This window comes from Mesorhizobium escarrei (assembly GCF_935825525.1).
GTDB lineage: Bacteria > Pseudomonadota > Alphaproteobacteria > Rhizobiales > Rhizobiaceae > Mesorhizobium > Mesorhizobium escarrei.
In genome coordinates this window covers 17,642-41,615 of record NZ_CAKXZT010000138.1, presented here as the reverse complement: position 1 = coordinate 41,615, position 23,974 = coordinate 17,642, and the positions used below count along the sequence as shown (strand labels likewise).

Annotated in this window: 18 protein-coding genes and 1 pseudogene; 6 read left to right on the top strand and 13 right to left on the bottom strand. The window is 64.1% G+C overall.

From position 1 onward, the window contains the following. Window positions 1–20 precede the first annotated feature (20 nt). A complete protein-coding gene (locus NMG80_RS21730) occupies window positions 21–1,397 on the bottom strand; it encodes an FAD-containing oxidoreductase (RefSeq protein WP_254020016.1) in 1,377 nt (458 codons plus the stop codon). After that, the gene (locus NMG80_RS21725) at window positions 1,394–1,855 is read right to left on the bottom strand and encodes a DUF4126 domain-containing protein (RefSeq protein ID WP_254020015.1); all 462 of its coding nucleotides are present in this window, start codon (window positions 1,853–1,855) and stop codon (window positions 1,394–1,396) included. The genes NMG80_RS21730 and NMG80_RS21725 overlap by 4 nt, the downstream gene beginning before the upstream one ends. A gap of 547 nt (window positions 1,856–2,402) precedes the next feature. Between NMG80_RS21725 and NMG80_RS21720 the strand changes: the two genes are divergently transcribed. Further along, window positions 2,403–2,597, top strand: a complete 195-nt coding sequence (locus NMG80_RS21720; RefSeq protein WP_254020014.1) for a hypothetical protein — start codon at window positions 2,403–2,405, stop codon at window positions 2,595–2,597. Between the two features lie 73 nt (window positions 2,598–2,670). On the opposite strand, the gene NMG80_RS21715 is transcribed toward NMG80_RS21720, so the two are convergent. The 7 genes from NMG80_RS21715 to NMG80_RS21685 all read right to left on the bottom strand — a co-directional run bounded on the left by NMG80_RS21715 (window position 2,671) and on the right by NMG80_RS21685 (window position 12,049). Continuing rightward, window positions 2,671–4,350 (bottom strand): formate--tetrahydrofolate ligase, encoded by a 1,680-nt coding sequence (locus tag NMG80_RS21715; protein WP_254020013.1) that lies wholly within the window; start codon window positions 4,348–4,350, stop codon window positions 2,671–2,673. Window positions 4,351–4,666: 316 nt separating this feature from the next. Then, window positions 4,667–5,089 carry an ester cyclase gene (locus NMG80_RS21710; RefSeq protein ID WP_254020012.1) on the bottom strand — a complete coding sequence of 141 codons (423 nt, stop codon included), beginning with the start codon at window positions 5,087–5,089 and terminating at the stop codon, window positions 4,667–4,669. Window positions 5,090–5,222: 133 nt separating this feature from the next. Then, entirely contained in the window at window positions 5,223–6,365 is a 1,143-nt protein-coding gene (locus NMG80_RS21705) for a DUF2333 family protein (protein WP_254020011.1), read from the bottom strand. 33 nt (window positions 6,366–6,398) lie between these two features. Further along, window positions 6,399–7,703, bottom strand: coding sequence for a DUF6638 family protein (locus NMG80_RS21700; protein WP_254020010.1), 1,305 nt, complete (start codon window positions 7,701–7,703; stop codon window positions 6,399–6,401). Between the two features lie 141 nt (window positions 7,704–7,844). Next, the gene (locus tag NMG80_RS21695) at window positions 7,845–9,755 is read right to left on the bottom strand and encodes an AAA family ATPase (RefSeq protein ID WP_254020009.1); all 1,911 of its coding nucleotides are present in this window, start codon (window positions 9,753–9,755) and stop codon (window positions 7,845–7,847) included. A 24-nt stretch (window positions 9,756–9,779) separates the two neighbouring features. Next, on the bottom strand, window positions 9,780–10,925 hold the full coding sequence (locus NMG80_RS21690; RefSeq protein WP_254020008.1) for a hypothetical protein: 1,146 nt from the start codon (window positions 10,923–10,925) through the stop codon (window positions 9,780–9,782). A gap of 35 nt (window positions 10,926–10,960) precedes the next feature. Next, window positions 10,961–12,049: a hypothetical protein gene (locus NMG80_RS21685; RefSeq protein ID WP_254020007.1), complete on the bottom strand. Its 1,089-nt coding sequence runs from the start codon at window positions 12,047–12,049 to the stop codon at window positions 10,961–10,963. Between the two features lie 448 nt (window positions 12,050–12,497). Between NMG80_RS21685 and NMG80_RS21680 the strand changes: the two genes are divergently transcribed. From NMG80_RS21680 to clpS, 4 genes are all read left to right on the top strand, one after another. Then, on the top strand, window positions 12,498–13,445 hold the full coding sequence (locus NMG80_RS21680; RefSeq protein ID WP_254020006.1) for a choline ABC transporter substrate-binding protein: 948 nt from the start codon (window positions 12,498–12,500) through the stop codon (window positions 13,443–13,445). Window positions 13,446–13,597: 152 nt separating this feature from the next. Next, window positions 13,598–14,452 (top strand): choline ABC transporter permease subunit, encoded by an 855-nt coding sequence (gene choW / locus NMG80_RS21675; protein WP_095494431.1) that lies wholly within the window; start codon window positions 13,598–13,600, stop codon window positions 14,450–14,452. Continuing rightward, entirely contained in the window at window positions 14,449–15,630 is a 1,182-nt protein-coding gene (gene choV / locus NMG80_RS21670; RefSeq protein WP_254020005.1) for a choline ABC transporter ATP-binding protein, read from the top strand. The genes choW and choV overlap by 4 nt, the downstream gene beginning before the upstream one ends. 233 nt (window positions 15,631–15,863) lie before the next feature. Then, entirely contained in the window at window positions 15,864–16,169 is a 306-nt protein-coding gene (clpS, locus tag NMG80_RS21665) for an ATP-dependent Clp protease adapter ClpS (protein WP_029349886.1), read from the top strand. Between the two features lie 166 nt (window positions 16,170–16,335). Here the strand turns inward: clpS and NMG80_RS21660 are convergent, their stop codons facing one another. The 4 genes from NMG80_RS21660 to NMG80_RS21645 are packed head-to-tail and all read right to left on the bottom strand — an operon-like array spanning window position 16,336 to window position 23,164. Beyond that, the gene (locus NMG80_RS21660; protein ID WP_254020004.1) at window positions 16,336–18,423 is read right to left on the bottom strand and encodes a hypothetical protein; all 2,088 of its coding nucleotides are present in this window, start codon (window positions 18,421–18,423) and stop codon (window positions 16,336–16,338) included. Window positions 18,424–18,426: 3 nt separating this feature from the next. After that, a complete protein-coding gene (locus tag NMG80_RS21655; protein ID WP_254020003.1) occupies window positions 18,427–21,249 on the bottom strand; it encodes a DUF4159 domain-containing protein in 2,823 nt (940 codons plus the stop codon). After that, window positions 21,246–22,160, bottom strand: a complete 915-nt coding sequence (locus NMG80_RS21650; RefSeq protein ID WP_254020002.1) for a DUF58 domain-containing protein — start codon at window positions 22,158–22,160, stop codon at window positions 21,246–21,248. Before NMG80_RS21650 ends, NMG80_RS21655 begins: the two co-directional genes overlap by 4 nt. Continuing rightward, on the bottom strand, window positions 22,160–23,164 hold the full coding sequence (locus tag NMG80_RS21645; RefSeq protein WP_254020001.1) for an AAA family ATPase: 1,005 nt from the start codon (window positions 23,162–23,164) through the stop codon (window positions 22,160–22,162). Before NMG80_RS21645 ends, NMG80_RS21650 begins: the two co-directional genes overlap by 1 nt. A 146-nt stretch (window positions 23,165–23,310) precedes the next feature. Between NMG80_RS21645 and NMG80_RS21640 the strand changes: the two are divergent. After that, window positions 23,311–23,939: pseudogene (locus tag NMG80_RS21640) on the top strand (DUF1285 domain-containing protein). Window positions 23,940–23,974 lie beyond the last annotated feature (35 nt).

Here is a 23,974-nt window from a genome sequence, read left to right as displayed (position 1 = left end):
GTGGCAGGGCGGGCCGAAGCCTATGCCAGCGGCTTCAACTCCTGGGCGATGGTGGGCAGAAGTTCCGAGACGTTGGGGTGGATGTGCATGGCGCGCGCGAGCGTGCTGATCGGCGCCTTGGCGTACATCAGATCGAGCACGCAGTGGATTGCCTCGTCGCCGCCGGGGCCGAGCACCGAACAGCCGAGGATTTCGTTGGTGTCAGCATCGGCCAGGATCTTCATGAAACCTTGCGTCTCGCCTTTTTCGACGGCGCGGCCAACGCGGGTCATCGGCCGCTGGCCGACCAGCGCGCGGAGGCCGGACTTTCTTACCGCTGTCTCGGTCATGCCGCAGCGGCCGAGCGGCGGGTCGGTATAGAGCGCATAGGCTTCGATGCGGTCGCTCACCCTGCGCGGGTCGTTGTCGAGCAGATTGGCGGCGACGATCTCGTAATCGTTGTAGGAGGTGTGGGTGAAGGCGCCCTTGCCGTTGCAGTCGCCCATCGCCCAGATGCCGGGCACGCTGGTGCGCAGCTGGTCGTCGACGATAATGAAGCCGCGTTTGTCGACCTCGACGTCGGCCTTGTCGAGGCCGAGATCGTCGGTGTTGGGCGTCCGGCCTACTGCCAGCAGCACATGCGAGCCGACAGCCGGCGCCTTGCCGGCGGTGAAAGTCACGGCAAAGTCGCTGCCCTGCCTGGCGAAGCTGATGTCGCCGGCGCCGAGATGAACCGTGATGTCTTCGTTTTCGAGGATGGACAAGATGGCGGCCGAGACATCCTCGTCCTCGCGGCCGATCAGCCGCGGGCTTTTTTCAATCACCGTGACCTCCGAACCGAAACGGCGGAACATCTGCGCGAATTCGAGCGAGACGTAGCTGCCGCCGACGACGACGAGATGGCGCGGCAGCACGTCGAGATCCATCATCGATGAATTGGTCAGGAACGAAATGCCGTCGACGCCTGGCAGATCAGGCACCGAGGCACGGCCGCCGGTGTTGATGAATATTTTCCCGGCGCTCAGCAGGTCGTCGCCGACGCGCACGATGTTGGCCGTCTCGAAGCGCGCATGGCCGCGATACAGCGTGCATTTGTCCATACCGGCAATCCAGCTCTCGAGGTTGCCGCGGGCGTCGTCCGACACTTTGTCCTTGCGCGCCTTGATCGCCGTGTAGTCGACGCCGACCGGACCGGAGAGCGTCACGCCGTAGTCGGCGGCGCTGCGGGCGAGATGCGCGGCATAGGCGCTGGCCACCATGGCCTTGGTCGGCATGCAGCCGGTGTTGACGCAGGTGCCGCCGACCAGTTTGCGCTCGATCAGCGCCACGCTCATGCCGGCGGCTGTCAGCCGGCCGGCGAGCGGCGGGCCGGCCTGTCCGGCGCCGATGATGATTGCGTCGAATGTCTTTGCCGTCATGCCACCGCCGCCACGATCAGCAGGCCACCGATGATCGCCACTGCGTCCTCGATGAGGGCAGCGGGCCGGTCCTTGCCGAAAGCCAGCGCCAGGCGTTTGCGCAGCTCGGCACCGCCCAGCGTGCCGATCACCGCGCCGATAGCGCCGGCGATCAGTCCGCCGATGGTGGCGCCGCCGGTCGCCCCGATCACCGCGCCGGTGAAGGCGCCCATGACAATGCGTGCGCCGAACTGCTGCGGCACCTTGCGACTCGGCGTCGACGGCAACTGATCGGTGACCAGCTCGACGATGGCCAGGATGGTGAAGATGCCGACGGCGATCCAGTGGCCCATGAAACCAGCCCAGGTTCCGGCGACCGGCAGCCAGCCGAGCCAGCCGCCCCAGGCGACGGCGGCAGGCGCGGTCATGGCGCGAAGGCCGGCAACGACGCCGATCAGAAGTGCAAGGATGTACAGCATGATTGATCCCCTCGATCACTCGGCCCGGGACAGCCCAGCCGGGGCAGGCTAGCATAGGTTCGGCATTTGACCAGAGGCCTGCGATCTCTGGCGTTATACCATTTTCATGGACTGTGCTTCGACACCATCTCGAAAAAGCAGGGTAAGACAGGAGGCATCAACCCGTTGCCCAAGTTAGATCAGCGAAGCGGCGGCCACGATGAGCATGGTCGGTATCGGCAGGGTCGAGCGCAGGGTAATCGCTTCAGATTTGCGCTGCCCCTCATTGCCCTGCCACCACTTTCTCCCCGTATAGTGACGGGGAGAAAGATGCCGTCATCGCCGATTTCGCCAATCTCCAGCGTTGCAGAAAGGGTGCCAAGGTTGCGGCCAGCCCCTTCTCCCCGTTCACGGGGAGAAGATGCCGGCAGGCAGATGAGGGGCGGCGCCGACATCGACAGTGGTTGTTCCAACATGAGTTGGAGCTATCTTACCACGCGCTCCTGAGCGTCCTTCGAGAATTCGCGGCGGCATTGCGGTCGAGTTCCTGTCGGATGCAACTGGGTCGTTGCCCTATGCCAACAGCGCCGGCTACGCCTCGGCCGAGGACATCCATCGCGTGGTGACTGTTGTCCTGCAGTCGCGCTTCGCCGCCGTTCTCAAGACCGCCGAATGGATCGACTGCCTGAAGACCGGCGTGCTGCCCGAGCGCGATACGCCCTACGCCTCCAACCAGCGCGCGCTGGCACGCGGCGCCGCCTAGAAGTTTGGCGCGGCCAAGCAAAAGAGGGCGCCGCGTCGCTGCGGCGCCCCTACCATGCCGGCCTTCAAAATTCTCAGAACAGGCCTTCGATCTGGCCCATCTCGTTCAGGAAGATCTTCTCCGAGGACGGCGCCTTGGGCAGGCCGGGCATGGTCATGACCTCGCCGCAGATGACGACGATGAAGCCGGCGCCGGCAGACAGCCTGACCTCGCGCACCGGCACGGTGTGGCCGGTCGGCGCGCCGCGCAGGTTCGGATCGGTCGAGAACGAATATTGCGTCTTGGCCATGCAAACCGGCAGGTTGCCGTAGCCGGCGTGCTCCCAGGCGTGGAGCTGGTCGCGCACCGACTTGTCGGCGATCGCTTCGGATCCGCGATAGATGCGCTGGACGATGGTGTTGATCTTCTCGAACAGCGGCATGGCGTCGGGATAGAGCGGCGCAAACTGCGAGGAGCCGGATTCGGCCAGCGTCACCACCTTGTTGGCGAGTTCCTCGATGCCGGCCGAGCCGTGGGCCCAGTGCTTGCACAGGATCGCCTCTTCGCCCATCGAGGCGACATAGTCCTTCATCGCCCTGATTTCAGCGTCGGTGTCGGAATAGAAATGGTTGATGGCGACCACGGCAGGCACGCCGAACTGCCTGACATTCTCGATGTGACGGCCGAGATTGGCGCAGCCCTTCTTGACCGCCTCGACGTTCTCCTTGCCGAGATCTTCTTTCTTGACGCCGCCATTCATCTTCATGGCGCGCACGGTGGCGACGATAACCGTGGCCGCGGGCTTCAGGCCGGCCTTGCGGCACTTGATGTCGAAGAATTTTTCAGCGCCGAGATCGGCGCCGAAACCGGCTTCAGTGACGACATAGTCGGCTAGTTTTAGCGCCGTCGTGGTGGCGACGACCGAGTTGCAGCCATGCGCGATGTTGGCGAAGGGGCCGCCATGGACGAAGGCCGGATTGTTCTCCAGCGTCTGCACGAGGTTGGGCTGCATGGCGTCCTTGAGCAGCACGGCCATGGCGCCGTCGGCCTTGAGGTCGCGGGCATAGACGGCCGACTTGTCGCGGCGATAGGCGACGATGATGTCGCCGAGGCGCTTTTCCAGGTCCTTCAGGTCGGTGGCGAGGCACAGGATCGCCATGACTTCCGAGGCGACGGTGATGTCGAAGCCAGCCTCGCGCGGAAAGCCGTTGGCGACGCCGCCGAGCGAGCAAATGATCTCGCGCAGTGCGCGGTCGTTCATATCCATGACGCGGCGCCAGACGACGCGGCGGATGTCGATGCCGAGTTCGTTGCCCCAGTAGATGTGGTTGTCGATCAGCGCCGAAAGCAAATTATGCGCCGTGGTGATGGCATGGAAATCGCCGGTGAAGTGGAGGTTCATGTCCTCCATTGGCACGACCTGCGCATAGCCGCCGCCGGCAGCGCCGCCCTTGACGCCGAAATTCGGCCCGAGCGAGGCCTCGCGGATGCAGACGATCGCCTTCTTGCCGATGCGGTTGAGACCGTCGCCGAGGCCCACTGTCGTCGTCGTCTTGCCTTCGCCGGCCGGCGTCGGGTTGATGGCGGTGACGAGGATCAGCTTGCCGTCCTTGTTTGCCTTCACCGACTTGATGAACTCGGCCGAGATCTTCGCCTTGTCGTGGCCGTAAGGCAAAAGATGCTCGCTCGGAATGCCGATCTTCTGGCCGATCGCCTGGATCTGCTTCTTGTCGGCGGCGCGCGCGATCTCGATGTCGGACTTCACTTCGGCCATGGCGGCTTTCCTCTGGATTGGACGGTGGAGGGGACGGGTTTGATCAGTATGGTCGCAAGCTTGCTCGAAACAGCCTGGCGCTGCAGGCGAGGGCACGTTCTAACCCTGTCGCTGCCGTGGCGTCAACTTGCGTGCAACTATGTTTCCTATAGAGAAAGACGACTCTGTTTCCCGGTCGACCTGTCCCGGGTCTTCGCGCCCGGTTGTCGCGCCGTATAGAAGCCAGAGCACGCGCCGTCCTGCCGTCTCAAAACAGCCGCGGAATGCACGGAATGCGACAGGGTTCGAGTGCTGGTCGGCGCTTCGACCGGTGGCGCTAGAATGCGCCGATCTGGTGCATCAACCCCAAGCCGTCAAGCTGCCCGAAATGCTCGACCACGATACCGTTCTCAACCCGATCAATGTGAATCACCCCAACCGAGACGCAATTTCCGCTTGGCTCGACGCCATGGAAGATGCCGGTGTGCGTGCCCTGAAAGCGGCCGCGCGTGACCACCTTGTCGGCATCGCTGACAAAGTCGTCCATGACGTGATGTCCGTCCGGAAATCCAGCAAAGAACTCGGTCAGGGATTTGCGCCAGTCATCGAAGCCGATCGGATTGGCGCTGCCGAGATGAACTGTGAGATCCGGAGAGACCAGATTGGCCAGTCTATCCCAGTCTTGCGCATCGATCGTGGCATAGAAATTTCGAGCAATTTCCCGGATATCCATCGCGTGTCCTCGCTGGCTGCCGCCCACGGTTGAACGACGGCGAGACGATCAGGTTCCGCTCCTCACAATGCGCAGCCGAACTGCTGCGTCAGCACGTTGCCGATCCCGACCAGGGCCAGCGGTGATTTCAAGCCAAGGCGTCTTTCACCAATCGCTTGCTTCACCGATCCAGAACGGACCTGACCTCGACGAGGTTCGATCGCACCCTAAGCACATAGAATCCCATCGTGGTGAGGTGGGTGGGCATGATCCAGCCATCCTCGCGGCCGTTGGAGATTATCAGAGGCTGGATGGCGAGCGCTGCCTTGAGCTGGCCTTCAACGCTGTTCCACAGCGGCGTGAGGCCGCGATTGTCGAGGATCTGCTGGAAGTCGTGATGCGCCGCCGTCAGGATGCCGTAATAGCCGTAGAGCTGGCCGTAGGCGAACCAGAAGCGGTCGTCAGCGCGCGTGTCGAACCAGCCGCTGTTGAAATTCTGCGAACGGTCACGGATCAGGTCCGACGTCGAGCCTATGTCACTCGCGATCCGGTCGACGAACTGTAACAGATTGTCGGCGCGCGCGTTGAAGACCACCTCGCATTTCATGAGCCGGTCGTTGAAGGCGCGAAGGCTGTTCGCCGCCGTGCGATAAAAACTCGGCGTCGGGGTTTTCGGACCAAAGGGCCTGAAGCCGAAATACCAGGTTTCCTCGTCGAAGGTGATGGCGCCGCGCGCATCCTGCAGGTTCTGGTCGATCTGGCTGGTGCCGCGGACGCGGCCCAGCGTATCGACAAGCTCGACCGCGGTGCGCCGGATGGCCTGATTGACCCCGCGCTGGAAGGACGCCTTGTTGTCGAGAAACGGCGTGCGGTCCCAGTCCATGCCGAAGAACCCGAGCTTGTAGAGTATCATCGACGAGATCCAGGCGTTCTCGTTGACGTTGAAATCGATGAGATCGGCCGAGACCTGGACAATGGCAGAGTTGGTGCAGGTCTTGACTTCTCCCTCGACCCCAGCGGTTTCCCCGGTGGCGGAGGGAGCGGGCTGCGCAGGGGCGGTTCCGGCCGGCTGCTTGAAATTATATGCCTCCGCATAGGCGGGATTGAAATTGCTCCAGACCTGCGTGTTCCAGATGAAATAGCCGTAGAGGCCGATCAGCATGAGCAGAGCGAGGCCGAGCACCGCCTTCAGGATCCAGCCGCGCTGCGTATACCAGTGCCCGGCCCACATGAACGGCCATAGGATCACGCCGACGGCGAAGCCGATGCCGCGGCCGATCCACTGGAACATCCGTGTGAAGAAATTCACGATCGGATCAAGCATGGCGATGTCACCCCTCGTCAGTCAGCCGGTGATTCAATCAGTAAGGCCGTAGAGGCGTGTGCGAAACGCCACCTTGTCTTTCAGATATGAGGTTTTCAGAACGTCCACAACATGCGATCTCCAGGCGTCGCTGAAGCCGTCATAGTCCCTATAAAAACCCGGTTTGTTGAAGACGTAGCGCGAGACGAAGTCCTGCGGCACGAAATCCGAGATCAGCTGGTTGGTCAGCCAGGCGTCGGGATGGCCGGGCTTGGCCCGGATCACCAGGAAACGCTGCTGCGGGAACACGTCTTCGATCTTGAGATAGCCGAGGTGAGCGATCTCGCGCTTGGCGGCGTTGAGAAAAGGAAAATTGCCGTCCCTGGTGATCAGGTCGGCATGGCTGTGGATCCAGGTCTGCAGCCAGACCTTGTCGACGTCGGTCAGGTTGCGGTCGGGCTCGGCGTCGCGGATCAGCGCGCGCACCACCATTTCGGCGCGGTGTTCGAGATAGCCTGATGTTTCGATCCACGAGGCCCGCGGCAGTTCGATGCGCCCGGTCGCGGCAAGGAACTTGAACACCCTGTCGGCATCGTCGATCGAGAGGTAGCTCACTTGCCACGGCCGCGAGCGGCGGAAGCCGGGTGCTGCCGGGTCGCTGATCACCGTCGTCATATCACGGTCGATGAACACATAGAGCCCGCCGAAATGGCTGGTCCAATAGGCGCTGTGGCGAAAGATCACCTGATCCGGCACCAGCGCGTTCTCGCGGATGTCGCCGCAGATCTTGGCCAGCTCGACCATGCGGGTGAGCATGGCGCTGTCGCGCCAGGCGTCCGGTTCCTGCTTCAGCCGGTCGACGAGCTTACCGAGTTCGGCGGCTTTGCCGAGCACGTCCTCCGCCGACAGCACCTTGAACTCGACCTGGTTGATAGACAGCAGGTCCTCGATGTCGTCGACCTTGGGGACCGAATCCTCGATCTCGCCATAGATGACATCCTTGATGGTCAGCGCGTCGATGGCGCGCTGGTTCGTCGACATGAACTCGAACATCAGTTGCGAGGTGTTGGAAAAAGCGGTGTGGACCACCGGCAGGTCGACCTGCGACGGCGTCAGGATGATGAAGCGGCGGTTGATCCCGTTGGGATCGAGATAGTTGTAGTCGCCGCATTCCTCGGCCACCTGCGGCGAGAAGCCGGTGCGGTCGATCTCGAAGCTCTTCAGCTTCGTCGGCTTCAGGCCGAAGGCGACCAAAGCCTTGTTGTAGCGATGGATCAGATGCGGCTCGTCAATGGTCAGCAGCCGGCCATAGATCAGCTCGTTCTCGCGCAGCAGATCGGATTTCTTGGCGGGGCTCATCTATCCCTTCTCCCCTTGTGGGAGAAGGTGGCCGAGCGAAGCTCGGCCGGATGAGGGGTGTTCCAGCTTGACGAATACCCCTCATCCGTCGCCTTCGGCGACACCTTCTCCCACAAGGGGAGAAGGGAGTGTCGGCGCATCTCACGCATTCCACAGGCCCTTCTTCTTCAGCTCCTCGATCTCGCGCACCGCGCGGTCGCGCAGGCGGGTGTCGCGGATCATCTTGGTCACCGCTGCGTCGTCGGACCTGTCGGAATAGCGGAACTCCGAGTCGGCGTAGCGGTTGACCTCCTGCATGACCATGTCCATCGAGAACGGGCCGCGCAGCTCCTCGATCATCGCCTTCTTGTCGTCGTAGCTCTTGTGCATGAAGACTTCAGGTTTCTCGAACCATTCGTCCGGCAGCCCGATGTCCATGGCGCGCATCTTGATCGCGTCGGTGACGTTCTTGATGGCGCGGCCGGTGAAGCGCGGCTCGGCCTCCTTGATCATGTGCAGATAGGTGCCGATGTCGGCCATCGACTTCGGTGCGCCGTTCTCCTTCATGTAGCGCTCATAGACCTTCATCAGCCCTTCTTCCCTGGGCTTCTCGTGCTCTTCATAGGCCTCCATCACCGCGCGCTGGATCTCCTGGGCGGCATATAGCTTGTGGTCGCCGAGCGGGATCTTGTGGTTCTTGCCGGCGAGCAGCACGAAGATGTCGATATAGTCGTCCCGCGTTTGTGGCCCCTCGACCAGCCAGCGGGCGCCGGCGCGCTGGCGCAGCGCGTCGTCGACGTTTTCGGGATAGTTGGAGAACATGCCGAAGGAGCAGTTGCCGCGCACCACCGTGGCCGCACCCCCGAATGCGTCCATCAGGACGCCGGTGATTTCCTGCTGGCCGGCCGAGGCGCGATCGTCCGAGCGTCGGGCCGCCACCTGGTCGATGTCGTCGATGGTACCGAAGCCGATGACGCGCGGGTTCAGCACATTGTTGATGAACTGGCGGCAGTTCTGGCCCGACTTGCCCTGGTAGGAGGAGATCTGGTCGACGCCGAAATTCTCGTAGGCGAAGGGATAGCCGGCGACCTGGCAGTAGCCGTTGACGAGACCGGCGATCATCTGGATCAGCGTCGTCTTGCCGGTGCCGGGCGCGCCGTCGCCGATGAAGGTGAACAGGAAGCCGCCCAGCTCGACGAACGGGTTCAGCTCGCGCTCGAAATCGTAAGCCATCAGCATCTTGGCGAGCTTGACCGACTGGTACTTGGCGATGTGGTTGCCGACGACCTCTTCCGGCTTCTTGAAGGTCATCACCAGCGGCTTCGACCGCTTGCCCGGCGCGACGTCGAAGCCGTCAAGTGTGAAGTCGTCGACGTCGATGCGGATATGCGCGTTCTCAAACGGACCGATCCCGTCGAAGCGGCCCTTTCGCGCCAAAAGCCCGTCGATGGCGACACGGGCAAAGGCGCGCGCCCGGGTCATCAGGTCGGCGTCGTCCTTCGCCCCTGCTATCGCCCTGTCGAGGCCGGCCACGATCGATTTCACCGCGTCCTGCGGCGTGTCGAACAAGAAGTCCGGCTCGGGCGTATCGTTCGGCGCCTCGCCGTCGCTGTCGATCAGCTGGAACAAATAGGAGGCGAGGCTGAAGGCCGAAATATAGGCCGAAGCCGACAGCAGCTTCTTGAAGGTGGCGGCCTCGTCGCCTTCGAGCGGGGCGCGAGCGTTTTTCGCCTTCAGGCTCTCGAGATCTGAGCCTTCGGCGAAGACATCAGCGATGGCCAGCGCGATCGCCAGCCCGCGCCGGGTGCGAAACAGCAGCATGTGCTGTGCAATGCTCAGCAACTGATCGTCGGGATGGACGGCGGCTACCGTTTTCGAAAGTTCGACTTCGCGGGTGCGGCGCACCGAGCCGACCGAGACGGTCGAGACGAAGCGGCGGTTGGTGCCGGCAAGCGCGGTACCGGATTCCCGCGACGGGTCCTCCAGCACGACGATGCGGGTGATGAAGCTCTGCGCCGTGGCGCGATGCTTTTCGATTGCCGCTTCCGAAATCGTGGTCAGGCCGGTGTCCATGAAGGATGCTCCGCGGTTTGACGGTCAGACGTCACTGATGACCTGTCCTTTGGACAGGATGTGGACCTTGTAGCCGGAAAAGATCTTCTGCGCCTCGCCGGCGGCGTAGAGCGCCTGATAGGCCTCATGCGGGATCAGCGCGTGCTTCTCGTAACTCGACACGCCCTGTCGCGCTGCCTCCAAATCGTCGGTGTCGATGAAGAATTCCTGCGTCGTCTTCTCGCTCGAAAACAGTCCTTTGCGGCCGGGTTTTTCGGCCTTGGAATAGACCTCCTGGATGGTCCAGGTCAGCAGCCAGGCGTTTTCCGGCTTGCGCACCTTGTCCAGAATGTCGGTCACCGTCGAATTGTTGTCGGTGATCCCGGCCGAATAGAAGGGACCGAGCACGACGCGGCGCAGCTGCTTGGGGTGGAGTTGCTCGAAATCCTTGTCGAGGTTGACCGCGATCGTCGCCGGCGACAGCGTATAGGCGGAATTCTTCTCGGTGAAGTCGTCGAAGCGGTGGGCAAGCTCGGGATTGAGCAGCCCTTCAACGGGAAGCGGAATGTCGACCTTGTCGTTGAGCTTGCCATTGCGGTCGACAAGCTGCCCGATCATCTCTTCGGAGGAATCCTCGACCGTCACCATGTAGACCAGCGGCAGATTGGCGCTGCCGTCGAAGGCGGCCCAATGGACGAGGTAGTAAGGCCGCCCGGTCTTCGGATTGACCGAGACTTTTGCCGTCTGCGCCAAGGTGAACGGCCCGAAGGTCGTCTCGCTCCTGACGCCTTCCAGATAGAGCCGCTCGGCCATCGACTTCTGCAGCGCCTTGGGAAATTCCTTGTGGCGCAGGATGAAATCGGCCATTTCCTCGCGCAACTCGTCGGCCAGCGGTATGTTGGCCAGTCGCGTATCGGCCTGGCGGCGGTCGTTTTCCAGTTCGAGCACATTCTGGAAGACCGGAAAGCCGCTTTCGGCGCGCGAAATGCGGAACGTCTCCATGAAGCCCAGCCGGTTGCGCCAGCAGGAAAACGAGTTGTCGAGCCGCGCAATATATTCGGCGACGATCTTGGCGACGATGCCGTGCCGGTAGAGCGGCGAGCGATCGTCGCGCATGAACACTTCGAGGCCGCTGAGTGCCGCCGTGATCGCCGAGAAATAACGCGTTGCCGCTTCGTTTTCGGGGGTCATGCAGCCAGCCCTTGGGAGGTATGCGGGTGCAGCAACTACGACTGCACGTAGTTTGCCGCATTGTGCTTCTTCAGCACGTCGTCGAAGCGGCGGGCAAAGGCATCGTCGGCCAGCTTCTTGCGGCGCTGGATGTCGGCGGTCGCCACCATGTTCTTCTCGTGCATTTCGAGAAGATCGCCAATGTGCTTCTGCGAGGCCGCGCCGATGCCGGCCATGGTCTCCTCGGCGGTGTTGTCGACTTGGCTGCCCAGCGTGTTGATCTTGTGGGCGACGTCCTGCTGGGCGGCAGTCTTCAGCGAATCCTCCAGGGCCTTGTAGAGGACGATGCGCTGCTCGGTATCGATGGTCAGCTTGTTGATCAGCGTCGACTGCGCCGCGATCTGGTTGTTGAGCGAATCGACGAAGGTCTGGAACATCGAGGTGTAGCGCTCCAGCGTCTGGCTTTCGGCCAGCAGCTCCTGCTCCTTGGCCTGCTTCTCGTTGTACTCGGTGGCCAGTTTCGAACGCTCGCCCTCAAGCTCGGTGCGCTCCTTCTGGCTGGTCGAGGCGGCGATCTTGTTCTCGATGTCGAGCAGCATCGGATTGAGCTCCTCGATGCGCTTCTGCACGGTCTCGAGATTGGACATGGTCGCCTTGCGCCGCTCGATCACCTGCGACAGGCTGGCCTCGGAGGTCTTGTAACGCTGGTCGAGGATCTGCTTCTGCGCCTTGAGGATGCCGACGATGGTGTCGGATTTCGCCAAAAGCTCCTGCAGATTGCCGGCCAGCGACATGTTGCGGACGCGGTCGGTGCGCATGCGCTGCTTGCTCTGGTCGGAAAATATGCCGACGAAGCTTTCCCAGCCGGTGTAGTTCTTCATGCTCTCGAATTCGGCGCCGAAGACGTTGGTGGCGTCCTCCAGCCCGATGATCAGGTCGGCGATGTTGCCTTCCATCACCTTCTGCTGCTTCAGCACATCTTCGATGCGGGCGTTCTCGAGGTCGAAATTGGCGTCGCCGATCTTCTGGTCGGTCTTGGCGAGCGTGTCGAGCACCGTGCCTGACTGCTCGATCTTGGTGCGCATGTCCTGCACGACCTGCTTGGTCTTGGCAATTTCGGCATCGAAATTCTGCAATGTCGCCATAGGAGCCTCCCGCTTCGGTAATTGTTCGTGTCGCGAACGCCGCGAATATATGTTTCGCAAGGGGGGAAGGGAAGGCGGAAGATTAGGGCTGATAAAGGATGGCGCCGAAACTTGAAACAAAAAACCCGCCTCAGCGGCGGGTCGTTGGCGCAATCAGCACCATGCCCAGATTAATAGCATAACTGCCGTCACAAAGCAACGGAAATGGCTGATGCCGAGTTGTCCCGGCGCAGGGAGGGGCGTCCCAACGTTCCTCCGGAAAAGCGCCTGGTCACCAGAAAAGCGCCTGCAGCAGCAGGCGGCGTGTCGCTGGTCGGCCAGCCCCCGCCGTTGATCGCGATTGTCTTAGTGCTTGAAACCGCACCAGAATGGTGTTTGGCTGACGAAACAAAGGCGGAGACAAAACCGCAATTTCGCTTCGCCGATCGATCACAATGGGAGAATACAGATGTCGCGTATCAAACTATTCGCCGCCGGCTTCGGTCTGGCGGCATTTCTTTCGGCGAGCGGCGCACTCGCCGCCGAGCCGGAAAGCTGCAAGCCGGTGCGTTTTGCCGATGTCGGCTGGACCGACATCACCGCCACCACGGCTACCGCCAGCGTCATCCTCGAAGCGCTCGGCTACGAGCCCGACGTGCAGGTGCTGTCGGTTCCGGTCACCTACACCTCGCTGAAGAACAAGGACGTCGACGTCTTCCTCGGCAATTGGATGCCGACCATGGAAGCCGACATAAAGCCCTATCTCGAAGACAAGTCGGTCGAGACGGTCGTGACCAACCTCGAAGGCGCGAAATATACGCTCGCCGTGCCGCAGCACACCTATGACGCCGGTCTCAAGGATTTCGCCGATATCGCCAAGTTCAAGGACAAGCTCGACGGCAAGATTTACGGCATCGAAGCCGGCAATGACGGCAACCGCCTGATCCTCGACATGATCGCCTCCGACAAGTTCGGCCTGAAGGATTTCGAGCTCGTCGAAAGCTCGGAGGCCGGCATGCTGTCGGCGGTGCAGAAAGCGGCCGCATCGGGCGAAGACGTGGTCTTCCTCGGCTGGGAGCCGCATCCGATGAACGCCAACATCAAGATGGCCTATCTGTCGGGCGGCGACGAGGTGTTCGGCCCGAATTTCGGCGGCGCGACCGTCGCCACCAATGTCCGGGCCGGCTACACCACCGAATGCCCGAACGTCGGGGCGCTGCTCAAGAACATGGTGTTCTCGCTCAAGATGGAAAACGAGATCATGGGTGCGATCCTCAATGACGGCGCCGACCCGAAGGCCGCGGCCACCGAATGGCTCAAGGCCAATCCGGATGCGATCACGCCCTGGCTCGCCGGCGTGACGACCTTCGACGGCGGCGACGCCGCGGCCGCCGTGAAAACCGCACTGGGTTCGTAGCAGACTCCCCTTGCGGGGAGGTTCGGCGCGGCACGTGCCGTGGTTGGGATGGTTCAGAACGGAGCGTAACCCGTGACCATCCCACCCGCTCCGCTGCGGTTCGACCGACCCCGCCAGGGGGGAAGGTGAAGAAGAATGAGGGGACACTTGCCATGGATCCGGTATCGCAACTGATTTCGAGCTTCAAGATCCCGATCGGGCGGTGGGGCAAGACCTTCTTCGACTTTCTGACCACCAATTTCGAATGGTTTTTCGACAGTATCGCCGACGGGCTCACCGTGGTTCTCGACGGGCTGGTCGATCTTTTGCTGCTCGTCCCCCCGGTTCTCCTGGTTGCCGCCATAGCCGGGCTTGCCTGGTACCTGCAGAAATCATGGAAGCTGGCGCTTGCCGTCGCGCTCGGCCTGCTCTTCATCGTCAACCAGGATCTCTGGCAGGAAACCGTCGAGACGCTGGTGCTGGTCGTGGGCGCCGCTGCGGCCTCGATGGCCATCGGCGTGCCGATCGGCATCTGGGCGGCGCATAACGAGCGCGGCTACCGCTATCTCCAGCCGATCCTCGACCTGATGCAGACGATGCCGACCTTTGTCTACCTGATTCCGGTGCTCATTCTCTTCGGCCTCGGCATCGCTCCCGGCCTCATCGTCACCGTCATCTTCGCCGCTCCCGCGCCGATCCGCCTGACGCATCTCGGCATCACCTCGGTGCCGAAACCGATGATCGAGGCCGGCGAAGCGTTTGGCGCGACAAAACGCCAGCTGCTGTGGAAAGTAGAGCTGCCGGCGGCGCTGCCGACCATCATGGCGGGGCTGACGCAGTGCATCATGCTTTGCCTCTCCATGGTCGTGATCGCTGCGCTCATCGGCGCCAACGGCCTTGGCAAGCCGGTGGTGCGCGCGCTGAACTCGGTCAACATCCCGCTCGGCCTCGAAGCCGGCCTCGCCATCGTGGTGCTCGCCATCATCCTCGACCGCATCAGCCGCATCGGCACGGGAGCCGCCAAATGACCGCCGCGGTCGATTTCAAGGATGTCGACATCGTCTTCGGCGCGGCGCGCAAGGAAGCGCTGGCGCTCGTCGACAGCGGCGCGACGCGTCAGGAAATCCTGGAGAAGACCGGCGCCGTGCTCGGCTGCGCCGGCGCCAATTTGACCGTCAACGAGGGCGAGATTTCCGTCCTGATGGGCCTCTCAGGCTCCGGCAAATCGACGCTGCTGCGTGCCGTCAACCTGCTCAACGTGCCGGCGCGCGGCAACGTCATGGTCAAGGACGGCGACCGCATGGTCGATGTCGCGGCCTGCGATGCGGCCACGCTGCGCCACATCCGACAGACGCGAGTCGCCATGGTGTTCCAGCAGTTCGGCCTTCTGCCCTGGCGCACCGTCGCGGAAAATGTCGGCTTCGGCCTAGAGCTTTCCGGCGTGCCCGAAGCCGAGCGCAAGGCGCGCGTCGAGCGCCAGTTGAAGCTCGTCGGCCTCGACCAGTGGGCGTCGAAATACGCCCACGAGCTTTCCGGCGGCATGCAGCAGCGCGTCGGGCTGGCGCGCGCGTTTGCCACCGAAGCGCCGATCCTGCTGATGGACGAGCCGTTCTCGGCGCTCGACCCGCTGATCCGGACCAAGCTGCAGGACGAATTGCTGCAGCTTCAGGCCGAGCTGAAGAAGACCATCATCTTCGTCAGCCACGATCTCGAGGAGGCGCTGAAGATCGGCAGCCACATCACCATCATGGAAGGCGGGCGTATCGTGCAAACCGGCGCGCCGGAAGACATCGTGCTGCGCCCCGCCAACGACTATGTCCGCGACTTCATCGCCAATGTGAATCCGCTTTCGGTGCTGACCGCCTGGAACGTGATGCGCGACCGCCGCGACCTCGACCACGGCGAGGACGGCTGGGTGTGGCTCGACCGCCGCAAGACGACGCGTTTCAAGATCGACGAGCACGGGCTGGTCGCGGCGGCCGAGCGCGACGGCAAGCCGGCGTTCTGGGTGTCGTGCGCCGATGTCGAGGCGCAGCCGGAGGAGACGACGCAGGTATTCTGGGCCAATCCCGGCACCTCGTTGAAGACGGTGATGCTGGCCATGCACCGCTCCCAGACGGCACCGGTGGCGCTGTTCGACGACCAGTCACGCTTCGTCGGCGCCATCGGCGTCAGGGATGTGCTGAGTGCGGTGTTGCGGCGGTAGTTTTTTCTAAACGAAACGGCCCGTATCGTTCGTTCGCGCGCGCCTTTGTACTGCCGCACATCTCCCCCGCGGGGGAGATTGGCTGCCGTCACGGATTTCGTCAATCGCATGGGCACAGACTTGTGAACGGCCGCGCCCGCCGGGAAGGCGGTTTGGGCGCGGCTCAAAATGGACGATCGCTTTTGCCTATGCCAGAATAAGCGCGAAATTCTTCCGCGCAGTTGCCGGTTCCAATGCCTGAGATCGTCACCAAACCCCGCACCAAAACGAAGCCGCAAATCGAACGGCCGAAGCTCTACAAGGTCATCCTTCTCAATGACGATTTCACGCCGCGCGAGTTCGTGGTGACGGTGCTCAAGGGCGAATTCAAGCTGAGCGAAGATCAGGCGCGGCGGGTGATGATCACCGCGCACCAGCGCGGCGTCTGCGTCGTCGCCGTCTTCACCAGGGACGTCGCCGAGACCAAGGCGACACGGGCGACCGATGCCGGCAAGGCCAAGGGCTACCCGCTGATGTTCACGACGGAACCGGAGGAGTAGTCTTTTCCCTTCTCCCCTTGTGGGAGAAGGCGGATTGTCGCGGAGCGACAAGACGGTTGAGGGGTGCTGGACGGAGTGCCGTCGATGCCAAGCTGGAACACCCCTCATCCGACCTCGCTTCGCGAGGCCACCTTCTCCCACAAGGGGAGAAGGATAAACCGCTGCGCTACCGCCCTTCGCGGTACCACATCGAGCCCAATGCCAGCAGCAGCAGGCCGAGGCCGAGGAACCCGCCGAACAGCGGCACGCGCGAGACGGCCTTCAGCACACTGTCGTCGGTGGTGCGCAGGCCGATCCAGTCGTTGCCGGCCGCGGCGCCCGTGGAGCGGACCGGGACGACCGAGGGTAGCGTCACGCCGCCGGCGAGATTGCCAAGCGCCGAAGATGGCGCCAGCCGGCGCACGCTGCCGCCGGTGGCCTCGGCCGGCGCTTTCAGCCGGTTCTCGGTGGAGACGACGTCGGTGAATTCCGGCGCATTGACCGGGCCGACATGGGCAAGCGCTTTCAGGTCGCCATTGCCGACCTGATAGAGGCCGATCTCGCTGGTCTCGATGCTGCCGAGGAAGACGCCGGGTTCGGCTCTCTCGAGCTTGACGGTCATCGCCTTGCCGGACGGGGTGATGATCTGCGCCGGGCCGGGATCGTCGCTCATCGTCTGGCGGCGGATTTCCAGCATCATGCCGCGGCCGTCGGCGGTCAGCCGCTCCTCCTCGAGTTCGGGCTCCTTCATCAGCCAGTGGGCGATGCGGCGATAGAGCTGGACATGCGGGCCGCCGCCCTCGAAGCCGCGCGCCCACAACCAGCCCTGGTCGGACAAGAACATGCCGACGCGGCCTTCACCCTTGCGGTCGAGCAGCAGCAGCGGACGGTTGTCGGCGCCCTTCATCACCGCCTCGCCCCCGGGGTTCTCGACGCCGATGGTGCGGAACCAGCGGCTCCAGTGCGGCGGCTCGGTGGCGGAGCCGTCAAGCCCGCGCGTCACCGGATGGCGCTGGCCGAGCTCGGTGAGGCGCGGATAAAAGGCCTTTTCGACGACTTCGCCGGTCGGCATCGCCGGCAGCGCCGACATCAAAGGCGTGCGGGCGATGGAGCTTTCGCCGGCATATTCGGGTCCTGCCGCGATCAGCAGCGCGCCGCCCTTTTCGACATATTCGGCGATGTAGTCGTAATAAAGGATCGGCAGCACGTCGCGGTGCTGGTAGCGGTCGAAGATGATCAGGTCGAAATCCTTGATCTTCTCGACGAACAGCTCGCGCGTCGGGAAGGCGATCAGCGACAATTCGTTGATCGGCGTGCCGTCCTGCTTTTCCGGCGGCCGCAGAATGGTGAAGTGGACAAGATCGACCGAGGCGTCGGATTTCAGCAAATTGCGCCAGGTGCGTTCGCCGGCATGCGGTTCGCCGGAGACCAGCAGCACGCGCAAATTCTCGCGGATGCCGTCGATCAGCGCGATGGCGCGGTTGTTGGTGTCGGTGAGTTCGTCGGGCTCGGGATCGATGGCGAGTTCGACGATGTTGCGGCCGGCGCCGGGAATGGTCACCTGCAGCGGCATGGCCTGGCCGATGGTGGCGCGCTCGACCGAAACCTGCTCGCCATTGACCGAGACGCGCACATCGACCGAGCTGGCCTCGTTGTTGGTGCCGATGACGCGATAGGTCATTTCGAGCGGCTTGCCGACCAGACCGAAGCGCGGCGCATTCTCGAAGCGGATGCGGCGATCCTTTTCCTGGTCGTTGCCGGTGATCAGCGCGTGCAGCGGGGCGTTGAAGTCGGGCGTGCCGCCTGGGGCGTCATGCACCTCGCCGTCGGTGATCATGATGGCGCCGCCGATGCGCGAAGGCGGCACGTCGCGGAAAGCGCTCTCAAGCGCCCCGAAAAGCCGCGTTTCGGTGCGCTCCTCGGCGGCTTCCGACTTGCCGGCCTCGACGACGCGGACGTCGAACTGCTTGAAGCGGCCGAGGCGCTGCTGAAGCCCGGCCAGCGCCTCGTCGGTCTGCTTGGTGCGCTCGCCAATGTCCTGGCTCTGGCTGCGGTCGACGACGACGGCGACGACGCTTTTCAGCGCCTCGCGCTCTTCGTCGAGCAACACCGGGTTGAGCAGGGCCGCAGTCAGCGCCAGCAGAGCGGCAAAACGGAAGACCGCGCCGCGCTGGCGGAACCACAGGCCGACCAATGCCAGCAGCAACAGCGGCGCCAGCACCAGGCCGAGCAGCGGCCAGGAGATGAGCGGTTCGAAGGCGAGCGACAAGTTCATGGCTTACTGCCCCAGCCGTTCGAGCAGAACCGGCACATGCACCTGATCGGATTTGTAGTTGCCGGTCAGCATGTACATCATGATGTTGACGCCGGCGCGCAGGGCATAAATGCGCTGCATCGGATCCGACGGCACGGTCGGTAAAAGCGGGTCGCCATTCTCGTCGACCGCCCAGGCGCCGGCGAAATCATTGGCGGTGATCATGATCGGCGAGACGCCGTCGCCGGTGCGTACCGGGCGGTTCTCTGTGTTGCTGGCTTCAAGTGACGCCGCGACCCAGAGCGGGCCACCAGCGAAGCGTCCGGGAAAATCAGGCAGGATGTAGAAGGATTTGGTCAGCACATGGTCCGACGGCACCGGCTCCAGCGCCGGCACGTTGAGGTTGCCGAGGATGTCGCGCAGCCGCTCCGTCGCAGGGCTGGCCTGCTCTGCGCCGATGCCGGTGGCGAACTGGTCGCGCGTGTCGAACAGCACCGTGCCGCCCTGCTGCATATAGGCGTCGACGCGGGCGATCGCGGCCTGGCTCGGCATCGGTGCGGCAGGGTCGATCGGCCAGTAGATCAGCGGATAGAAGGCAAGCTGGTCCTTCGAGATATCGACACTGGCCGGCGCCCCCGGCTCGAGCGCGGTCTTCTCGATCAGAAAGCGGGTCAGGCCCTCCAGCCCGGCTTGGCTGATCGAGTCGACGCTCCGGTCGCCGGTCTGCACATAGGCGATCCGGGTCTTCGAAATGTCCTCGATCGCCCGCTCATCACCGGGTTTAGCATCGTCGGCGCGGGCGATGTCGGTGTGGCCGACCAGGGCGCCGAGCGCAATCAGCAGGGCGGCGGTGGTTGCGGCAGTGCCGGTGCGGCGCGGCCGGCGCGAGAACAGGCCGCCCATCCAGAACACCGCCAGCGTATCGAGCACCATCAGCAGGAGAGCTGCCGCCACCAGCGGGCCCTTCAAATTGTGCGATTCGTCGAAAGCGTACTGGATGGTGGTAACCGGCACGGTGATCTGAGGACGCACCAGCGGCGCGAAGCTGCTTTCGGCATTGAGCAGATTGTGGGCGAGGACGCCGGTGTCGGAGCCGTAGAGGCCAGGCGGGTTCTCGAACGTCACCGGCAGCGGGCCGGCGCCCGGCACCAGCGGCCGTGCATCCGGCGTCGGCGGCACGAGCGTGCCGTCGGCTGATATCATGCGGTAGGGCGCGAGCGAGGCGGCGGCGGCTTCTGCATTGGCGACCGCCGCACCCTGGTTGCGCGACAGTTGCACGATGCGGCGCAGCATCTCGACGAAGCTGCCGGAGATCGGTAGGTTCGACCAGGTCGCCTCCGGCGTGACATGGAACAGGACGAGCGTGCCCTTGCCCTTCTTCATCCCGGTCACCAGCGGCGTGCCGTCGGCAAGCGTGGCCCAGCTGCGCTCGACGATATCGGGCGTCGGCTCGGCCAGCACCTGCCTGGTGACGGTGACCTCGGCGGGCGGAGCGAGATCGGCGAAGGGGCCGGTCTTCGGAAAATCGGTGACCGGCTGCGGCGTCGTCCACGACAGCGCGCCGCCGAGCGAGCGCTCGCCGGTGCGCAGCCTGACCGGCAGCAGGTCGTCGTCATTGCCGGCGGCGACCAGCCGCGAGCCGGCGAACCGCACCAGCGTGCCGCCATTGTCGACCCAGTCGACCAGCCTTTGCCGCACCTGTTGCGGAATGGTGCCGACATCGGCCATGACGATCATCGCCGGCTTCTGGTCGAGGAGCTGCGGGATGGCGTCGGCAAGGTCGGCGCTCGACGGCTCGGCCAGATCGGCGAAGGGCTGCAGCGCGCGGCGGATGTAGTACAGCGGCGACAGAAGCGGCTGCGCCTGGTCGGCTTCGGCCTGCGACAGCAGTCCGACGCGGCGGCGCTTGGAACTCTCGTCGAGCACGCGGACGGCGCCGGCCTGCCGCTGACCGTCGATCGCGATCGAGGCGAAGTCGTTGCGCAGCTCGAAAGGCACCGCCATCGTGCCGGTGGCGGTGGATTCGCCCGGTGAGAAGGTCAGCGTGGCGTCGGCGATGCGGCGGCCCTTGTCGTCGAAGGCGCCGGCAGTCACCTGAGCCGGCGCCGGATCGCCCGGCACGCGGATGGCGGTCAGCTCGAAGCCGTCCACCTGGTTGTCGGCGCCGGTCAGGCCGATCAAGCCAGGCCGGTCGGAAGCGGCCCAGACGACACGGGCGGCGTTCTTCGACAGAAGCGTGTTGAAGGCGGCCTCGTCGCCTTCCGCCGCCAGACCGTCGGCGAGCACGGCGACGCTGGCGCCCGGCAAGCTCTCCAGGGTTGCCGCGACGCGGGCGTAGACGGCCGGCCGGTCGGTCGGGATCGGCCGCGGCTTTCCCGCGCGCAGCCGGTCGAGCGCGGTGGCGGCGTCGAAGGGACCGATCTCGGCATTCGGCTTCTCGGCGGTGAAGGCGATGATGACAGGCACGTCGTTAGAGCTGGCATCGGCGATCAGCCGTTCGGCAGTGGCGACGCGCTGGGCCCAGTCGGCGGCACTTGCCCAGTCATTGTCGATGACCAGCGCAAGCGCGGCGCCCTCGGCCGGCAGTCTTTCACGCGGGTTGAAGACAGGTTCGGCCAGCGCCGCAACGATAAGGGCCGCCATCAGCAGCCTGAGCAGCGTCAGCCACCACGGACTCTGTTGCGGCGTCTCCTCGCGCTTCAGCACGCGGGCCAGGATCTTCAGCGGCGGGAAGATTTCGGTCTGCGGCTTGGGCGGGGTGAACCGCAAAAGCCACCAGATCACCGGCAGGGCCAGGAGCCCCCACAGCACCATCGGCGCCCCGAAGGAGAGCGGCAGCCAGCTCATGCGCGGATCCTCCCGGCTGAGCTGCCATCGACGGTCATCGCCATGTGGACACGCACCAAGGCATCGGAGGCGAGGCGGTCGGTGTGGTTGACGGTAAAGCTCCAGCCTAGGCGCTTGCACCAGTCGGTCAGTTCCTGGCGGCGGGCGATGTAAAGCAGTCGGTAGTCATCGCCCAGCGTTTCGGCGCGGCCGGCGGTCAGCTTGTCGCCGGTTTCGGGATCGGTGAATTCGGTGCGGCCGGCATAGGGGAATCTCTCCTCGGCCGGGTCGGCGACCTCGATCAGATGGGCACGCACGCCGTGGCGGGCGAGCACGTCAAGCCAGGCGATGGTCTCCTCGACCGGATCGAGGAAGTCGCTGACGATGACGATGTCGCAGAAGCGGCGGATTGCGGACAGGTCGGGCTTTGCCGGCAGTTCGCCGGCATGGCTGAGTTGTGCTGCGATCCGCTCGGCGCCGTTGCGGGCGGTGAACGGATCGGTCAGCCCGGGCCAGGCGATGCGCTCGCCGCTGCGCGACAGAAGCTCGGCCATGGCCAGCGCCAGCACCAGCGCGCGGGACTCCTTCGAGACGGTGGCGCCGGTCGATTTGTAGAGCATCGAAGGCGAGGGATCTGCCCACAGCCACACCGTATGGGCGGCCTCCCATTCGCGGTCTCGCACATAGATGTGGTCGTCGCGAGCCGAACGGCGCCAGTCGATGCGTGACGAATCGCCTTCGACATAGGGCCGGAATTGCCAGAAATTCTCGCCGATGCCGCGCTTGCGGCGGCCGTGCCAGCCGGCGATCACCGTGTTGACGATGCGGCGCGCCTCGACCAGCAGGTCCGGCACCAGCGACGCCCGCAACCGGCCGCGGGCGAGCGCGTCACGCCTCGCCGCCGGTGCCTGGGCCTCGCCTATACGCGCCATCAGATGCCTTTTGCCAGTTTCGCCACCACGTCGCGCACGGTCGTGCCCTCAGCACGGGCGGCAAAGGTCAGCGCCATGCGGTGCTGCAGCACCGGCTCGGCCAGCGCTCTGATATCGTCGATCGACGGCGCCAGCCGTCCGTCATAGAGGGCGCGGGCGCGGGCGCACAGTGTCAGCGACTGGCTGGCGCGCGGGCCCGGGCCCCAGGCGACGTGCTTGTCGGTCTCGGCATTGCCCTGGCCGGGGCGCGCCGAGCGCACCAGCTGGAGGATCGCCTCGACGACGCTTTCCGGCACCGGCATGCGGCGAATGAGGGTCTGGATCTCCTTCAGCCGCGCCGGCTGCAGCACGTTCTGCGCCTTGGCGTCCTCGATGCCGGTGGTCTCCAGGAGGATGCGGCGCTCCGCATCGATTTCAGGATAGAGGATATCGACCTGCATCAGGAAACGGTCAAGTTGCGCCTCGGGCAGCGGATAGGTGCCTTCCTGCTCCAGCGGGTTCTGCGTCGCCAGCACGTGGAAGGGCGCCGGCAGGTCGTGGCGGACACCGGCAATGGTGACGTGGTATTCCTGCATCGACTGCAGCAGCGCCGACTGGGTGCGCGGCGAGGCGCGGTTGATCTCGTCGGCCATCAGCAGCTGCGCGAAGATCGGCCCGGAGATGAAGCGGAACGAGCGCTTGCCGAATTCGTCCTGCTCCATCACCTCGGAGCCGAGAATATCGGACGGCATCAGGTCGGGCGTGAACTGGATGCGGCGGGAATCGAGGCCGAGCACGATGCCCAGCGTCTCGACCAGCTTGGTCTTGGCGAGGCCGGGCACGCCGACCAGCAGCGCGTGGCCGCCGGCGAGCAGCGCCACCAGCGTGCGTTCGACGACGCTTTCCTGGCCGAAGATGACGCGGCCGACGCCCTCGCGAACCCTGGAAATGTCGGCCAGCGCCGTCTCGGCCTGGGCGATCATGTCCTTTTCGCTGATCGGGCTTTCCTTGATCATCACGCTCATGCAGCATCGATCCTTCTCGTTGGAAATACCGGCTTGCAGCTTCGACGCCACAGAGTGCCGCGATTCGGCCTCACGTGGCGCCTGTCTTTGAACTTAAATCACAGACTTAGGCTGACAAGCGGAACAACAGTGACTATTTCGTGACCATGACAGAACGCGCCGACGATCGTGAAGGAAGTTTGACGACCGCGACCGAGGCGCGCGGACTGGAGGCGCTGATCTCGCGTGCCGCCCGCGCTGGCAAGGGGCCGGCGCCGGTGGATCGTTGGAATCCGGCCTTTTGCGGCGATCTCGACATGGAGATCAGACAGGACGGCACCTGGTTCTACCAGGGCACGCCGATCGGCCGCATGCCGCTGGTGCAGCTGTTTTCCTCCGTGCTGCGCAAGGACGAAGACGGCCGGACCTATCTGGTGACGCCGGTGGAAAAGGTCGGCATCCGCGTCGTCGACGCGCCGTTCATCGCCGTCGAAATGGATGTTTGCGGCACCGGCGATGGCCAAGTCATCACCTTTCGTACCAATGTCGGCGATGTGGTCGAGGCCGGGCCGGAGCGTCCGCTGCGCTTTGTCGACGAGGACGCGACCGGCGGCCTGAAACCCTATGTGCTGGTGCGCGGACGGCTGGAGGCGCTGGTGGCGCGGCCGGTCATGTATGAACTGGTCGAGCATGGCGAGGAGATCGAGGTCGGCGGCCGAAGGATGTTTGCCGTCCGTTCAAAGGGTGCGGTCTATCCGATCATGCCGGCGGAAAACTGCAGCGGCTGAGCGCATGATCGGGCAGCCAAACGGCCAGCGCAAGCCGGATTGG

Bases quoted from the DNA above. Each gene is read 5' to 3' on its own strand.
- NMG80_RS21685 (WP_254020007.1), bottom strand. From the start codon at position 12,049: ATGGCGACATTGCAGAATTTCGATGCCGAAATTGCCAAGACCAAGCAG.
- NMG80_RS21660 (WP_254020004.1), bottom strand. From the start codon at position 18,423: ATGAACTTGTCGCTCGCCTTCGAACCGCTCATCTCCTGGCCGCTGCTC.
- NMG80_RS21680 (WP_254020006.1), top strand. From the start codon at position 12,498: ATGTCGCGTATCAAACTATTCGCCGCCGGCTTCGGTCTGGCGGCATTT.
- NMG80_RS21645 (WP_254020001.1), bottom strand. From the start codon at position 23,164: ATGAGCGTGATGATCAAGGAAAGCCCGATCAGCGAAAAGGACATGATC.
- NMG80_RS21730 (WP_254020016.1), bottom strand. From the start codon at position 1,397: ATGACGGCAAAGACATTCGACGCAATCATCATCGGCGCCGGACAGGCC.
- NMG80_RS21725 (WP_254020015.1), bottom strand. From the start codon at position 1,855: ATGCTGTACATCCTTGCACTTCTGATCGGCGTCGTTGCCGGCCTTCGC.
- choW (WP_095494431.1), top strand. From the start codon at position 13,598: ATGGATCCGGTATCGCAACTGATTTCGAGCTTCAAGATCCCGATCGGG.
- choV (WP_254020005.1), top strand. From the start codon at position 14,449: ATGACCGCCGCGGTCGATTTCAAGGATGTCGACATCGTCTTCGGCGCG.
- NMG80_RS21650 (WP_254020002.1), bottom strand. From the start codon at position 22,160: ATGGCGCGTATAGGCGAGGCCCAGGCACCGGCGGCGAGGCGTGACGCG.
- NMG80_RS21695 (WP_254020009.1), bottom strand. From the start codon at position 9,755: ATGGACACCGGCCTGACCACGATTTCGGAAGCGGCAATCGAAAAGCAT.
- clpS (WP_029349886.1), top strand. From the start codon at position 15,864: ATGCCTGAGATCGTCACCAAACCCCGCACCAAAACGAAGCCGCAAATC.
- NMG80_RS21690 (WP_254020008.1), bottom strand. From the start codon at position 10,925: ATGACCCCCGAAAACGAAGCGGCAACGCGTTATTTCTCGGCGATCACG.
- NMG80_RS21715 (WP_254020013.1), bottom strand. From the start codon at position 4,350: ATGGCCGAAGTGAAGTCCGACATCGAGATCGCGCGCGCCGCCGACAAG.
- NMG80_RS21705 (WP_254020011.1), bottom strand. From the start codon at position 6,365: ATGCTTGATCCGATCGTGAATTTCTTCACACGGATGTTCCAGTGGATC.
- NMG80_RS21655 (WP_254020003.1), bottom strand. From the start codon at position 21,249: ATGAGCTGGCTGCCGCTCTCCTTCGGGGCGCCGATGGTGCTGTGGGGG.
- NMG80_RS21700 (WP_254020010.1), bottom strand. From the start codon at position 7,703: ATGAGCCCCGCCAAGAAATCCGATCTGCTGCGCGAGAACGAGCTGATC.